This is a genomic window from Paenibacillus sp. B-A-8, from assembly GCF_048572915.1.
In the GTDB taxonomy this organism is placed as follows: Bacteria; Bacillota; Bacilli; order Paenibacillales; family Paenibacillaceae; genus Paenibacillus_AQ.
On the sequence record NZ_CP183882.1, the window covers coordinates 908,381 to 922,650 of the forward strand.

Below are 14,270 nucleotides of genomic sequence, written 5' to 3' on the forward strand. Positions count from 1 at the left end.
GCTTGTCGTGGCCTGTTATTTGTTTATTTGTTCATATCCATTTACAATCAGATCGAGTTTACCAGTGTCTGGTGCTATCACCAGACCATGAACAGCTACCTCTTTCGGAATGAGCGGATGATTACGCACCAGATCTATGTTTCCTTTAATCGAATCTACGACATTCGTAAAGCCGAACAACCATTTATGAAGATCGATACCTGCATATTCAAGTGAAGAAAGAATTTCTGGTGTAGCGACTCCGCGATCCATTATTTTTTGAAGTGTTCCTTCAGGGTTACTTTGACTCATGCCACAATTGTGGTGACCGATGATATAAATTTCTTCCGCATTCAGTTCGTAGACAGCCGTTACGATACTGCGCATGATGCTTCCAAATGCATGGGTAATCGTTCCACCTGCTGTTTTGATGACTTTGGCATCCCCATTGTGTATATTTAGGGCTTTAGGCAGCAGCTCAATAAGTCGAGCATCCATGCACGTTACGACAATCATGCGTTTTTTAGGGAATTTCGTTCCCTCATAAGGTAGATACTCCTTGTCTTCTACGAACTGATCGTTATACTCCAAAATTTCTTGTAATAGCATTCTTGGGCCTCCTTTGAAGTGTTTTAGTTATCACTGTTTCAATGGCTACTAACTAGTGAATCAGGATATAACTAAGTATAGATATTCATGCTTAAATGCTGAATAAGTTGGCGAAACGCTATATGTCCGTTTGCTTTCATGACGAAAGGATTGATTTTTATTTTTGATCATATCGATTTTGCGATACTAGCATTACTAAAAGAAAACTCCAGAATTCAGTGGAAGGACATTGGCCAAAAGATACATATGACCGGCCAAGCGGTCGGAAATCGCATTAGGCGTTTAGAAGATTTGGGAGTTATCGAGCAATATACGATCGTTACTAATAAAGCAAAGCTAGGTCTGTCTATCACAGCCTTTATTACATTTTTTGTGGAATCAGCCAATCATCCTTTATTCCAGAAGTTCGTGATGGCAGAGGATGCTATTACCGAAGTGCATCGAATTAGCGGAGAAGGATGTTATGTGTTAACTGGACATTTTGCTTCTAACGAGGAGCTTGAGGCATTTCTGGCTCAACTTTTGAATCATGGGAATTACCGAGTGAGCCTATCCATCGGAAAAATAAAATCTTAATCCATACAAAAAAAAGAGGGGCGTAGACCCCTCTTTTCTTTGTCCAATTTATAATTTTTGAAAATGATGTAAGAGATTCTCTATTCTATCCTGAATCATTTGTTTCAAGGCTTCAGGCTTCACTGCTCTAACATATTGACCATAACGCATGAAATAATTAGCTAGAAATTCTTCTTCGCCTGGATTATAGAATCCCTTTATGATTGTTTTCTGGCCAGCTTCTATTTTCATAGAGGGATAATGCTCTTTATAAAAAATATCTTTGGCTTGCTCCGCAATCTCAACTTCAAAGTGAATACTGTGCTCGGATTGATAAAATTCTAAGGAACGACTAAGAAGTTCTTCTATAGAATAGCGGGCTGTGCCTTCCTCTTCTTCGATGAAGGTTATTCGATCACATCTAAACACCCTATAGGTATTCGTATTTAACTCTATTCCAGTAGCATACCATTGACCAAACTTCGCGGAAATTCTGAAGAATTGTACAGGGTAGCTTTTTGTCTGGTTATTTTTTGTGTATTCAATGTTACAGGCACATTCATTTAGAATACTTGCTAGAATTTTATCTAAAAAACGACTGACATGCTTATGCTGATACATTTCGAATTGTAGAACTCTTTTCATTTTATGAATCTGCTCGATTTGTATATTTGAAAGACAGTGCTCGAACTTTTCGTTTAGCTTGTTAACACTTAAATGAAAAGGTGTAGATTGATAAGATTCTAGCGTCAGCATAGCAAAGTACAGTGCATACACTTCATCTATCGTGAAAATAATAGGGGATAACAATCTATTTTTTAAAATACCATAACGTCCGTGTCTGCCGTGTTCTGAATAAATAGGCATCCCTAATTGTTCTAATGAAGTAATATCACGCAGCGCTGTACTTTTTGAAATATTGTATTTCTCCATAAGGTCACTTAGATTAAAAAACTCTCGCCCGTTTAAGTATCTCATCATGTCATTTAATCGTTCTGATTTCTTCATAATAAAAAGCCCCTTTTTAAGGTGTCATGTTTTGATACCTTTTTATATGATAATAAGTTCAAGGTCACATATCAAATCAACAAAGGAGATTTATACGATGAGTACAACACTAGAAGTAGCTATTTTCTTATCGATGAACGGAAGCGCAAAGGAAGCTATAGAATTTTACAAAAAGCATTTTAATGCAGAGGAATTGTTACGTGTTACCTATCAACAACTCGCAGAACGTGACAGCTCCATACAGCTTACGGATGAAAATAAGGAGTATATTACTCACTCTGTTTTGTTAATCGGCAGAACCAAACTAATGATCGCAGAAGAAACCATGAATCCGAGTGAAGCATATAGAGTGGGGAATAATACTTCATTATGTATCCAAAGTGCTGATGTAGAGGAAATTGAACACTTCTATAGTAGCTTAATCACAGATGCTCGAGTAAAAGTCATAGTTCCCTTATCTAGCAATGTATTTAGCAAAGCCTATGGGATTATTGAAGACCCATTCGGTATTCAAATTCAATTAATGTTTGATGAAAGATTACATTAACCCGAGGACGCTTTTTGCATTGAAAGTAAAACAAGTTCACTATCCAGCTGACCATAATTCAGGAATTGTCCTGATATTGGTCAGCTTTTTTCATTCATTTGCTGTTGTTCTTTCTGAAAAAGCATTGAATTTTTATGCATAAAGATGTATAGTATTTTTTAATTAACGTTAATTAAGTAAGGGTGTGAATGTCTTGACCAGAAACAAGCTGAAAGAAGTGGCGATGAGACTATTCGGAGAGAAGGGGTACGAGGGTACAGCCCTCTCTGAAATTGCTAAGGAAGTAGGCGTGAAGACTCCGGCGATCTATGCCTTTTTTGAGAATAAAGAGGATTTGTTTATGACGGTCTTTCGTGAGGCGATGTTGTCTTATAACACTTATATTCAGGAGCTGTCGGAAGAACAGAAAGTACTGAGTGCGCAGGAAAGTCTACGTGGGATTTTAGACAGACAATATCAATTTTATCAACAGAGTCCTGAAGCAGGCAAAATTGTACTGAGATATGTGGTCTTCCCGCCGGCATTCTTGAAGGAGACGATTGAGGAAGCATTCCTAGAGTCGGATGCGATGCTGACGAAGATTATTGAACAATTCATCTCGAAAGGGATGGAAGAGGGTGTAATTCGCGACCAATCCGTGGAGCTTCTCGTCGATGCTTTTCTCAACTTGATGGATGGTTTAAGCATGCAATACTTCTATTACACTTCTAAGGGAATATATGAGCGTAAGCTGAACCATGCGTTTGAAATGTATTGGAAGGGTGCGTCCTCATAGAGCTACAGAAGAAGATAACAACAGGGGGATGGGGAGAATGGCAGAAGTAAGTGAAGTAAAGGGAAACGAGCTTAGCTCGGGGGATTTTGAGAGAGAGCCGGTTCCAGCGCATTTGCGTAAAAAATGGCTGTCTATGTCTCTCGTCTGGATCGCCATCGGAATTGACCTATCAGCGATGTTCCTGGGTGCTCAGCTTGGCAATGGAATGAATCTGACGGATTCACTCACAGCAACAATAATCGGTTCGTTAATCCTTGGGGTGATCGGAGCGTTATGTGCGTATGTAGGGGCGAAAACAGGGTTATCGACATCGATGATCTCTAGGTTTCTATTCGGAAATATGGGTGCACGTGTCGTAGCGGTTATCCTCGGTATTTTCTCACTCGGTTGGTTCGGGGTGCAGGTCGGGTTCTTCGCTTCAAATATGCAGACTGCTTTTAGTCAATTATGGGATATCCATTTGTCCTTAGGGGTGCTTTCATTCATAGGCGGGCTTTTGATGATGTCGACAGCTATTTGGGGCTATCAATCTATTGAACGACTAAGCACCTGGTCCGTACCGTTGCTTATTTTGTTTATCGGAGTGGCTATTTATTCCGCGTTCCACACCAAAGGAGCCTCAGCCGTTTGGGAGCCGATTAGCGGAGCAGCGATCCCGATGGGAACAGCGATCTCGCTTGTTATTGGTATCTTTATTGTCGGCACGGTGCTTTCACCGGATATCGCTCGTTGGGCACGCACACCAAAGCATGCTATAACCGCGGCCTTTATCGGCTTCTTTGTGGGTAACAGCTTCATGACGATTGTAGCTATTTTCCTATCTCGAATTATGGACACAGATGATCTGACGAATATTTTCATTGCGTTAGGACTTGGGCTTCCAGCCATTATCGTCTTAACCCTTGCCCAATGGACGACAAACACGAACAATTTATATTCTGCTTCGCTAGGGTTCTCTGTCGTGTTCCAAAAGGTTCCGAAAAAGCTAATTACTATTGTGGCAGGTATCTTTGCTACGTTGCTTGCCGTATTTGGTATCTATGATAAGTTTTTATCTTTCCTAAATATTATTACGGTGTTTGTCTCTCCAATCGGGGGGATCTACACGTCCGAATTTTTGCTTGTAGATCGAAAAAAATTCACTTTTGATGGTCTGGACCGCAATAAAAACTGGGTGATTCGCTCCTTAGCGGTATGGGTCGCAGCTACGTTATTCGCTTTTATGACCACCGCAGCGCCAGATGGATTCGGGTGGTTCCAAATCACAAGCGTACCGGCATTGGATGCATTTATGTTCGCCTTTATAGTGCAATGGATTGTCGGAAAAATCATGACCAAGAAGGGATAACATCATGAGAATGAACAAACTAACAGAATTAAATGAGCAAGCGGTACAATATATTGCTGTGGGTGCAGCCGTTCTTGGAACAGGCGGGGGCGGTGATCCGCATATCGGTAAATTAATGGCGAAGGAAGCTATTCGTAAGCATGGCCCTGTTCGTGTGATCAGTCCTGAGGATCTGGAAGACGACGCTTTGGTTGTTCCTATATCCATGATCGGTGCACCAACAGTCATGAATGAGAAGATTCCTTCGATTCAGCAAATGATCAAGCCTTTGGATATGATTGAAAAAGAGCTTGGACGCAAAGTGAGCGCCATTATGCCGATTGAGGTTGGCGGCGGTAACTCCCTAGTTCCTGTAATTACGGCAGCGGAACGCAACATTCCTATCGTGGATGCGGATGCTATGGGACGGGCTTTTCCTGAATCGCAAATGGTGACGTTCTACTTGGACGGTATTGACTGCAGTCCGATTACGATGGCAGATGAACGCGGCAACGGAGTACTAATGCATGCGATCGACGGTGTCTGGGAAGAGCGGATGGCACGTGCGGTCACGATTCAAATGGGTGGGTCGGCTTCGATCTGTGATTATCCGGTAACTGGAGCGCAAGTAAAGCAAAGTGCAATTCCGCATACCTTGACGCTTGCGTATGAAATCGGAAAAACATTGTTCGAGTCCAAGGAATTGAAGCAGAATCCAATTGAAATGCTGCTGAAGCAGCTGAATGGATATGCGTTGTTCCAGGGAAAGGCAGTAGACATTCGCCGTCGTACAGAAGGCGGATTTACACGCGGTGAAGCGATCTTCGAAGGTACAGATGCTAAAAAGGGACGTTCGATGACTTTGTTCTTCCAGAATGAGTTCCTTCTTGCCACAGAAGATGGACATTCAATTGCTATTACTCCTGACCTGATCTCCGTGCTTGACCAGGATACCGGTATGCCAATCACGACTGAGAATTTGAAATACGGTGCTAGGGTAAGTGTGGTTGGTTTCCCTTGTGATCCGAAATGGCGTACAGCTAAGGGGCTTGAGACGGTAGGTCCGCAATATTTTGGCTATGATGCACCTTATGTTCCAATTGAACAATTGGCAACATCGAAAGGGGGCGCTGAGTAATGTCTAATACGAATGTAAATAACATGGAAGAAATATACCGCATCGGGATCGATGTCGGCGGCACAAATACGGATGCAGCCTTACTCGATTCGAAATTAAATACAATTCATACTATAAAAGTGCATACTACACGTGACGTCAATGAGGGTATTAGCGAATCGATTCGCCGCTTGCTTGAAGAGAGCAAAGTGAATCCAGCGCAGATTCGTTATGCGATGCTTGGCACTACACACTGCACGAATGCTATTGTGGAGCGCAAGCACCTCGGTAGAGTAGGCTTGATTCGGATCGGGGCACCAGCGACAACTTCGGTTCCTCCCCTCGCGGATTGGGACGATACGCTGAAAGCGAAGATTGGTTCCCATGCATATGTTGTTCACGGTGGTTATGAATATGATGGTCGAACCATTGTTGAGCTGGACGAAAATGAGGTTATCGATTGCTTAACAAAGATGAAGGGAAATGTCGAAGCGGTTGCGATTTGCGGTGTATTCTCTCCAGTGAACACCTCACAAGAGAAACGCGTGGAAGAACTTGCGAAGAAAGTTCTTGGAGCAGATATGCCGGTGACCTTGTCTCATGAGATTGGAAGTATTGGACTGCTTGAGCGTGAGAATGCCTCACTACTGAACGGCGCTTTACTGAACGTTATTGCCGGCGTTGTAAAGGGCTTTGAAGAGGCGCTTCAGGCCTTTGGTATTAAAGCTAGCGTGTATATTTGTCAGAACGATGGAACGTTAATGTACAGTTCATATGCGCTTCGTTACCCGATCCTAACGATTGCTTGCGGGCCGACGAATTCCATTCGGGGTGCGGCTCACTTATCAGGCTTGAACGATGCGCTCGTTGTTGATATCGGGGGGACAACGACGGATATTGGTGTTCTCACACAAGGCTTCCCGCGTCAATCCTCTGCTGCTGTTGAGATTGGCGGAATTCGTACGAATTTCCGCATGCCGGATATTTTATCCATCGGGATCGGCGGCGGTACTATCGTTCGCTTGGATGAAGCGCAGGATCAGGTAACGGTGGGGCCGGATAGCGTGGGTTACGAGCTGTTGAAGCGCGGTCTTATCTTCGGCGGCGATACGCTCACAGCAACTGATGTGGCGGTTAAGCTCGGACGATATGAGTGGAAAGATGCGCAGACAGAGAAGCTTAATGAATCGATCTGCCGGAGAGCCGATGAGATCATTACGCGAGATATTGAGGACGCGATTGATCGGATGAAGACAAGCTCGGACCCTGTTGACGTTATCCTAGTCGGCGGTGGGAGCATTCTTGTAGCCGATCAGCTTGAGGGTGTAGCACGGATCGTAAGACCCGATCACTATGATGCAGCAAATGCGATTGGTGCGGCATTAGGTGAGGTTAGTGGTGAGACGGAGCGAATTTATTCGCTGGATGAGATGTCTTATGACGAAGCCAAGGAAGATGCTCGCAACCATGCGATAGAGCAAGCCGTTCTGGCCGGTGCAGATCGCGAGACTGTACAGATTGTGTTGTCTGAGGATATACCGATTGCCTACTTGCCGGGCAATGCCTTGCTGGTAAAAGTGAAAGCCGCAGGACGTTTATAAGAGGAATACCGATCTGCCTTGAGGAGTGAACGCTCTTCGAGGCAGATTTTTTTTGCAGAAAGGGTATTTAGAATACCTGTCGAAGTGGGTTATGTACATATTTTAACGATGGGAGAGAGGACAATGAAAGTGATTAGCACATTAGAAATCGTAGATGTACAGACAGGGGAACGAACTGCGCTCCGCTCGTTTGATTCTTTAATTGAGGCACCCAATTGGACGAGCGATGGTAAGCGCCTTATTTATAATAGTCAAGGTTGTCTTTATTCGTTCGACATTGCAACCTGTGAGTATGATCGATTGGATTCGGGATTTGCAACGGATTGTAATAACGATCATGTGCTGTCTTTTGACAACACTAAGATCGCAATAAGTCATCATACAAAAGAAGATGGTAAATCTCGTATATACATCCTTCCTATAGAGGGTGGCGAGCCGGTTCTAATTACACCGAATGCACCAAGCTATTTACACGGCTGGTCTCCAAATGGTGCTGAATTGGCTTACTGTGCTGAGCGCAATGGTCAGTATGATATTTATACCATTCCAGTAGACGGTGGAGTTGAGGTACAACTGACGGATTCTCCTGGGCTGGATGATGGGCCTGAATATTCACCAGATGGGGGACATATATGGTTCAACTCGGTGCGTACAGGGCTGATGCAGATATGGCGTATGAATGCCGATGGCACTGAGCAAACACAGATGACTTTTGATGAGAGTAATAACTGGTTCCCGCATGTATCGCCAGATGGTCAGACGATTGCCTACCTGAGTTACCGCAAAGGAGATGTAGATCCTGGCGATCACCCTGCAAATAAGGATGTTGAGATTCGATTGATGGCAAGCACAGGAGGAGATTATCGCACACTAGTACAATTGTTTGGAGGACAAGGTACGATTAACGTGAATTCGTGGTCTCCGGATAGTAAGCACTTGGCGTTTATAAGTTATGTGGTGGAGGAATAGGAATAAAATACCGATAAAAATTATAGTGTTTTTATTTATATATAAATGGGGGAAAAGTTGGATGAAGAGGATTTTTAGTTTTTTGCTAATTGTATTACTGGTTATACCCGCGCTCGGCACTACAACCTTTGCGAGTAATACGGTGAAGGCTAAGGTGACTGAGAGCAGTACATATTTTAACGGAGAGAAAAAGGCTCTGAACGGGTTCAATATCTCGAACAATAATTATTTCAGACTGCGTGATGTAGCGGAGTATTTCTCGGGAACAGCCAGTCAATTTGAGGTCACTTGGAACAAAACAAACAATGCGATAGAGATCATAACCGGGCAAGCTTATACGCCTGAAAAGAAAGCTAGCAGCAACTATTATAGTCGCAGTAGGACTTATTCAGCCACGCTGTCGACCTCTAAAGTGCTAGTGAATGGGCAGCTACAGTCGATTACGGCGTACAATATTGACGAGAATAACTATGTTCAGCTGCGAGATTTGGCGGGGAAGATTCCATTCGATATCGAATATGACGTTCAGTCTGATCGAATATCCTTGTTCTCCAAAGTTCCGGATCACGCTTACCGGGTGAAGACGGCGGTGGAAACCGAAAGTAACGCTGTATCTTCTTATTTTCCCAGATGGAAAAGCACAGTCTCTTCCTATCTGGTGAAAAATAATGATGGGACTGTAAGTGTTTTGGAGGCGAAAAAGGAAGTTACGATTGAATCGTATAATGAGAAGTTCGAACTAACGGGAAACAAAAGTATTCCTTTGGAGCTTCCGATATTTGGGGGCTTCTATAGCGGCGAGAACTATAACTACATTGCTTTTGGACAAGAGAACCGTGAAGAGAATGATAGCAAAGAAGTCATTCGGATTGTCCGTTATGATAAAAGCTTTGATAGTGTCTCCATAAAGGGTGGGGAGAGTTATACAGTCAGCCCTTTTGATGCAGGCTCCGGTAGTATGGCTGAAGCTGGTGATACGCTGGTATTCCACACCTCACGTACTAGATACACGACAGAAGATAAACTAAATCATCAATCCCAGCTCACCATTATCGTGAACACCAAAACTATGACTGTGACGAATGATCTAGGAAGATTCCAGAAGAATCATGTCAGTCACTCGTTTGATCAGTATGTATTGTTTGATGGTGCCACGCATGTTCTAGTGGATCATGGTGACGCGTATCCCCGTTCGATTGTTCTGAATAAAGGAGATGGAACCAGCTATAACGAGGTAGACCTGTTCAATATCCCCGGCAAAATCGGAGCGAACGCTACTGGTGTTTCTATAGGCGGATTCGAGATGTCTTCGGCGAACTATATTGTCGCTATGAATACGATTGATCACTCGCTTGTCAAAGACTATACGTCTTATGAGATGGTGGGACTGGAGAAGGACCAGAGAGATATCGTTCTTAGTGTATTGCCAAAAGCCAGCCTTTCTAGCAGTTCAGTGAACCACATCACCTTAGCTAAATATGTAGGTACGACCAAGATTGCATCCATTCCACAACTGGTGAAAATAACTGACGACAAGCTAATGGTGCTGTGGCAGGAATTTGATATGGAGAATCACCCGGGTGATCTGAAATATGTTCTTATAAATGGAGAGGGAGCAGCTACTGGCAGCATCCAAACGATTAAGAATTTTACACTATCCGAATGCAGCCCTATGGTTAGCGGTGATAAAATTGTATGGTATGCCAACAACAAGGGCTCCAGAGTGTTCTATTCGATCCCGTTAAATTAACGGATTCAATTAATAACAAAGTGGGTAAATTAGACTATAAGATATAAATAGGACCTTCTAAATAGGAGGTCTATTTTTTCATGCAAAAATCACATCATCCCATGGAGGTCGCTATGCATCGCGTAAATCTAAACCATGAACAATTCAACCAACAGGTGATTAATCACGCATCCTTTGGAATCGCCCTTATATCGCCAAATGGTTTGATTCTGACCGTAAACCCAGCCTTTGAAGAGATTTTTGCTTATTCCACTGAAGAGTTTGAGGGTATGCGGTTAGAAGACCTTTCTCACCCCGAGGATTTCGGCAACCTTCGTGATTTAAAAGCACTCTTGGGTGAGGAAACAGAAGTGCAGATGGAAAAGCAGTTTATCACAAAAAATGGAGATTATATTTGGGGACAGCTTACTCTCCACTTATTCAGCGACGAGTCGAACCAGCCAGCATATTTCATTTGCCAGATCGTTAACATTACAAAGCAAAAGGAATCCGAGCAACGCCTTCAGGAGTCTGTTGAACGGTATACGTCACTTAAAAAATACAACCATGACGCCGTCATTTCCTTTGACCTTGATGGTCGAATCATTAACACCAATAGTATGACGGAAAAGTTAACGGGCTACTCCATCGAGTCCGAGTTGATCGGGATGAAGCTTGCGAGTCTGATTGGAGAAGAGAATGTCCAGCGCATTCTGGAAAGAGCCCTTTACGATAATACGGTTGAGCAGTATATCAATAAGCTTGTCACTAAGGATAGCGAAGTAGTTGAAGTGCTCACCAGTATTGCACCCATCTATGTGAACAATCATAATATCGGGTTTTACCTTATATGCAAGGATATTTCCGAGCAAAGGCAATTGTCGCTAGCTAAGGAAGCCGCAGAGTCCACGAATAGAGCTAAAAGTGAGTTCCTGGCTATGATGAGTCATGAAATTCGCACTCCCATGAACGGGGTGATCGGCATGACTGATATTCTGCTTGAAACAGAGCTCAATGAAGAACAACGTGAATATGTAGAAATCATTCGTAAAAGCGGAGGAATCCTGCTCAATATAATTAATGATATCCTTGATCTTTCAAAAATTGAGGCAGGCCGAAGCGAGCTACAAGAGGATACATTCGATCTGCGAACTTGCCTCAAGGACAGCTTTTCTGTTATCGCAATAAAAGCTGAACAAAAACATCTGGAACTCACCAGCATCATAAATCATGATGTTCCTGAATTTATTTACGGTGACGAGGAACGCTTGAAGCAAGTGTTCTTGAACCTGCTAGGCAATGCTGTGAAATTCACACCAGCGGGCAGCATATCGGTAAAAGTGAGGCTTGTAAAGGAAGATCCCTCCCTGCTGGCCTTTACGGTAACGGATACTGGCATTGGAATTGATCCTGATCGACTTACTGATATTTTTGAACCGTTTGAGCAGGTGGATAGCTTTATGATGCGGAGACATGAAGGTACGGGGCTTGGCCTTGCCATCAGCCGCAGAATTGTCGGAATGATGGGTGGTGAGATCTATGCGGAGAGTGACGGCAAGAGCGGTACGTCGGTTACCTTCACAATCAGGCCCAAGAAATCAGTGGTAATCTCTAGCCAAGAGGTTAACATTAACAAGCTTCATACCGCACGTGAGGCAAGAATTTTACTTGCTGAAGACAACTCTATCAATGCGCTAGTGCTGACCAAAATACTCGAAAAAATGGGTCACAGCGTTACCGCTGTAACAAACGGCATAGATGCGGTTGAAGCAGCAAGGAAAGAACCATTTGATCTTATTTTATTGGATCTTCACATGCCCATTATGAACGGCATAGAGGCTATGAAGATATTAAAAGATGAGCATCAAGAGAAATGTCCGCCCATCATCGCGGTCACGGCTAATGCTTTGAAGGGTGACCGTGAAAATTGTCTAGCTGCCGGGATGGACGAGTATATCAGCAAGCCTGTAAAGCGTGAGGTCATCGTAAAGATGTTAGATCAGTTTGTGATCTAATATAAACAGCATGACCTCTTAGTGATATTAACCCCTTCAGGTGAACAGTAAAAAGCCAGTCCATTACTGATACACTTGGAGGCGATCGCTCTATCCATTGAATTACATAGCATTGCAAGTTATACTTTGATGAGAAAACGGACCCGCTTATCCTTTAACAGATCCGTCCTTTATAAGGTAATGGATCTTATTTTTCGTAGGCATAATTTCATTCAGATATGGAGGCGTAACCTTGCAGCTAATTAATCAATCTGAAATACAAGAGAGGATCGACCTGCTTAAAGATCAGGATCTATACATCCATCTTGAGATGACGACGGGAGCATACGCTGCCCATTTCGATAGTTCAAAGCATCCGGCAGCTACTTTCATTACTAATGCTGTGATTCGATATTCACATGGTTCAATTTCCGGTAATGGGCCTTTTCGCGTCGGCTTAAAAATGTCGCAGGGCTGGATATACTCGGAAGGACTAACTCACTTTGAAGAGAGTGAGACAGAAAGATTGATTCTGGCCGGGCATGACAGTCAAGGCAAACTGGTCGTATCTTTACAATTAAGCCGGGAGCCGTTCTAATGGTAGAGGAGATGAGGAGTTCAGTGGAAAGACATATTCTAGTTATATTACCGCATCCGGATGACGAGGCCTTTGGTATATCAGGAACACTTGCCAAGCATGTGCAAAACGGCACCCAAGTCACCTACGCTTGTCTGACACTTGGAGAAATGGGCCGGAATATGGGCGTTCCGCCATTCGCAAATCGGGTAACCCTCCCACAGATACGCAAAAAAGAACTTGAAGAATCCTGCCGAGCGATTGGAATACAGGATTTGAGAATGCTTGGTTTCCACGATAAGACGATTGAATTTGAAGATCAAGCTCTGCTTGAGGGCCATATTGATGCGCTTCTGAAGGAGCTTAACCCCTCACTGATCATTACATTCTATCCGGGGTACAGCGTTCATCCCGATCATGATGCTACCGGAGCTGCAGTGGTTCGAACGGTTGGAAGAATGCCCAAGGCAGAGAGACCTCCTGTTCACTGTATAGCTTTCGCCAATAATATTGAAGAGATTGGAAAACCTCAGGTAATCATTGAAGTGAAAGATTTCCTGAAGCAAAAGATGGCATCCATTCAGGCGCATAAATCCCAATTCCAAGCCGCTGAACTGTTAGGCAGCAAAACGCTAGAGGATAAAGAAATCCAAGATCGTTTTGGAACAGAGCATTTCTGGATCTATCCATTTGAATAATACTAAGTCCGAGCTTATACGCTCGGGCTTTTTCTTTGTAGTCCACTGCGATGAGAATGCTTAATTTTTCTAATAGTAGTTATAAACATCTGTGTCTTTTTTTCAAATATATGGTAAGGTTTAAGGGTTGCTCAACCAAACCGGTTTCGTGAAACCAGGAGGTATATTCGTTTGAGAAAAGCAAATTTCAATCTTATTTGTGGTATAGTCGTTCTTTTGCTGTTATTCACTGCATGCAGCAAGGACAGACCCAAGTATGCTGAGCTTTTCACACATGTGGAAGAGCACCGGGCTGTGTTCATGCTGCCGCGCGAAGAAGGTCTTGCTGCTTTGAAAATTACCGATGGTGTGGGTGAATACGATACAACTTTAGGTACAATCATGCAGGATGATATCCTAACTGTTAATCAGATGGAGTTCATACAGCAGGTTGTGGTAGATGTTGAGACCAATAAAATCATAGGCTACAGGGTTGGAACAGTTGTCCCCAGATCGGAAAGCGGCTATCAAGAGGCAAGAGAGCTGGTACGTGCTTTTCTGGACCAATACAAACCTGTGGAAGAAGAGGCTGACAAAGTGGAGAAATCTGTCCAAAAGATCGACAGGATGGCTCTTCCGCTAAAGCCTTTAACAGGCGCTATCGAAGAATCATGGTCTTACGGCAAGGGCGAGGATAAATTGTATATAAACTACAGAATGTCAAACAGTTTTCAAAGTGATAATGAATTGCCGTTGAACTTGTATTTCAGCAGCTATGAGGGGAAGTAAGGTACGAAGACACAAGA

General features: G+C 43.3%; 14 protein-coding genes. 12 read left to right on the plus strand and 2 right to left on the minus strand.

Translation table 11 applies throughout. The annotated features are described in order from the left end of the window. Positions 1–15: 15 nt before the first annotated feature. Positions 16–588: a beta-class carbonic anhydrase gene (locus ACN6MV_RS04060; RefSeq protein WP_375104789.1), complete on the minus strand. Its 573-nt coding sequence runs from the start codon at positions 586–588 to the stop codon at positions 16–18. A 138-nt stretch (positions 589–726) separates the two neighbouring features. Between ACN6MV_RS04060 and ACN6MV_RS04065 the strand changes: the two genes are divergently transcribed. Continuing rightward, a complete protein-coding gene (locus ACN6MV_RS04065; RefSeq protein ID WP_042124175.1) occupies positions 727–1,164 on the plus strand; it encodes an Lrp/AsnC family transcriptional regulator in 438 nt (145 codons plus the stop codon). A 48-nt stretch (positions 1,165–1,212) separates the two neighbouring features. Here ACN6MV_RS04065 and ACN6MV_RS04070 read toward each other — a convergent pair whose 3' ends face one another. Continuing rightward, positions 1,213–2,151, minus strand: a complete 939-nt coding sequence (locus ACN6MV_RS04070) for a helix-turn-helix transcriptional regulator (RefSeq protein WP_419885770.1) — start codon at positions 2,149–2,151, stop codon at positions 1,213–1,215. A gap of 97 nt (positions 2,152–2,248) precedes the next feature. Here ACN6MV_RS04070 and ACN6MV_RS04075 point away from each other — a divergent pair, with 97 nt between their 5' ends. The 11 genes from ACN6MV_RS04075 to ACN6MV_RS04125 all read left to right on the plus strand — a co-directional run bounded on the left by ACN6MV_RS04075 (position 2,249) and on the right by ACN6MV_RS04125 (position 14,253). Then, entirely contained in the window at positions 2,249–2,698 is a 450-nt protein-coding gene (locus ACN6MV_RS04075; protein ID WP_042124178.1) for a VOC family protein, read from the plus strand. Positions 2,699–2,882: 184 nt separating this feature from the next. After that, complete coding sequence (locus tag ACN6MV_RS04080) at positions 2,883–3,473, plus strand: TetR/AcrR family transcriptional regulator (RefSeq protein WP_231574030.1); 591 nt, start codon at positions 2,883–2,885, stop codon at positions 3,471–3,473. A 37-nt stretch (positions 3,474–3,510) separates the two neighbouring features. Then, a complete protein-coding gene (locus tag ACN6MV_RS04085) occupies positions 3,511–4,821 on the plus strand; it encodes a cytosine permease (RefSeq protein ID WP_076120104.1) in 1,311 nt (436 codons plus the stop codon). Positions 4,822–4,825: 4 nt separating this feature from the next. Continuing rightward, positions 4,826–5,938, plus strand: a complete 1,113-nt coding sequence (locus tag ACN6MV_RS04090) for a DUF917 domain-containing protein (RefSeq protein WP_042124183.1) — start codon at positions 4,826–4,828, stop codon at positions 5,936–5,938. After that, on the plus strand, positions 5,938–7,518 hold the full coding sequence (locus tag ACN6MV_RS04095) for an ROK family protein (RefSeq protein ID WP_419885771.1): 1,581 nt from the start codon (positions 5,938–5,940) through the stop codon (positions 7,516–7,518). The genes ACN6MV_RS04090 and ACN6MV_RS04095 overlap by 1 nt, the downstream gene beginning before the upstream one ends. 123 nt (positions 7,519–7,641) lie before the next feature. Further along, positions 7,642–8,487: a TolB family protein gene (locus ACN6MV_RS04100; RefSeq protein WP_375104794.1), complete on the plus strand. Its 846-nt coding sequence runs from the start codon at positions 7,642–7,644 to the stop codon at positions 8,485–8,487. Positions 8,488–8,548: 61 nt separating this feature from the next. Further along, positions 8,549–10,237: a hypothetical protein gene (locus ACN6MV_RS04105; RefSeq protein WP_419885772.1), complete on the plus strand. Its 1,689-nt coding sequence runs from the start codon at positions 8,549–8,551 to the stop codon at positions 10,235–10,237. Positions 10,238–10,317: 80 nt separating this feature from the next. Then, the gene (locus ACN6MV_RS04110) at positions 10,318–12,231 is read left to right on the plus strand and encodes a PAS domain S-box protein (protein ID WP_339289247.1); all 1,914 of its coding nucleotides are present in this window, start codon (positions 10,318–10,320) and stop codon (positions 12,229–12,231) included. Positions 12,232–12,463: 232 nt separating this feature from the next. Then, positions 12,464–12,808, plus strand: coding sequence for a YojF family protein (locus ACN6MV_RS04115; RefSeq protein WP_042124189.1), 345 nt, complete (start codon positions 12,464–12,466; stop codon positions 12,806–12,808). A 23-nt stretch (positions 12,809–12,831) separates the two neighbouring features. Continuing rightward, a complete protein-coding gene (gene bshB2, locus ACN6MV_RS04120) occupies positions 12,832–13,485 on the plus strand; it encodes a bacillithiol biosynthesis deacetylase BshB2 (RefSeq protein ID WP_042131839.1) in 654 nt (217 codons plus the stop codon). Positions 13,486–13,656: 171 nt separating this feature from the next. Next, entirely contained in the window at positions 13,657–14,253 is a 597-nt protein-coding gene (locus ACN6MV_RS04125; protein ID WP_042124192.1) for a hypothetical protein, read from the plus strand. Positions 14,254–14,270: the final 17 nt, after the last annotated feature.

Excerpts from the sequence above, each read along its gene's own strand:
- ACN6MV_RS04060 (WP_375104789.1), bottom strand. The coding sequence starts at position 588 with ATGCTATTACAAGAAATTTTGGAGTATAACGATCAGTTCGTAGAAGAC.
- ACN6MV_RS04065 (WP_042124175.1), top strand. The coding sequence starts at position 727 with ATGACGAAAGGATTGATTTTTATTTTTGATCATATCGATTTTGCGATA.
- ACN6MV_RS04075 (WP_042124178.1), top strand. The coding sequence starts at position 2,249 with ATGAGTACAACACTAGAAGTAGCTATTTTCTTATCGATGAACGGAAGC.
- ACN6MV_RS04100 (WP_375104794.1), top strand. The coding sequence starts at position 7,642 with ATGAAAGTGATTAGCACATTAGAAATCGTAGATGTACAGACAGGGGAA.
- ACN6MV_RS04105 (WP_419885772.1), top strand. The coding sequence starts at position 8,549 with ATGAAGAGGATTTTTAGTTTTTTGCTAATTGTATTACTGGTTATACCC.
- ACN6MV_RS04110 (WP_339289247.1), top strand. The coding sequence starts at position 10,318 with ATGCAAAAATCACATCATCCCATGGAGGTCGCTATGCATCGCGTAAAT.
- ACN6MV_RS04095 (WP_419885771.1), top strand. The coding sequence starts at position 5,938 with ATGTCTAATACGAATGTAAATAACATGGAAGAAATATACCGCATCGGG.
- ACN6MV_RS04070 (WP_419885770.1), bottom strand. The coding sequence starts at position 2,151 with ATGAAGAAATCAGAACGATTAAATGACATGATGAGATACTTAAACGGG.
- ACN6MV_RS04085 (WP_076120104.1), top strand. The coding sequence starts at position 3,511 with ATGGCAGAAGTAAGTGAAGTAAAGGGAAACGAGCTTAGCTCGGGGGAT.
- ACN6MV_RS04090 (WP_042124183.1), top strand. The coding sequence starts at position 4,826 with ATGAGAATGAACAAACTAACAGAATTAAATGAGCAAGCGGTACAATAT.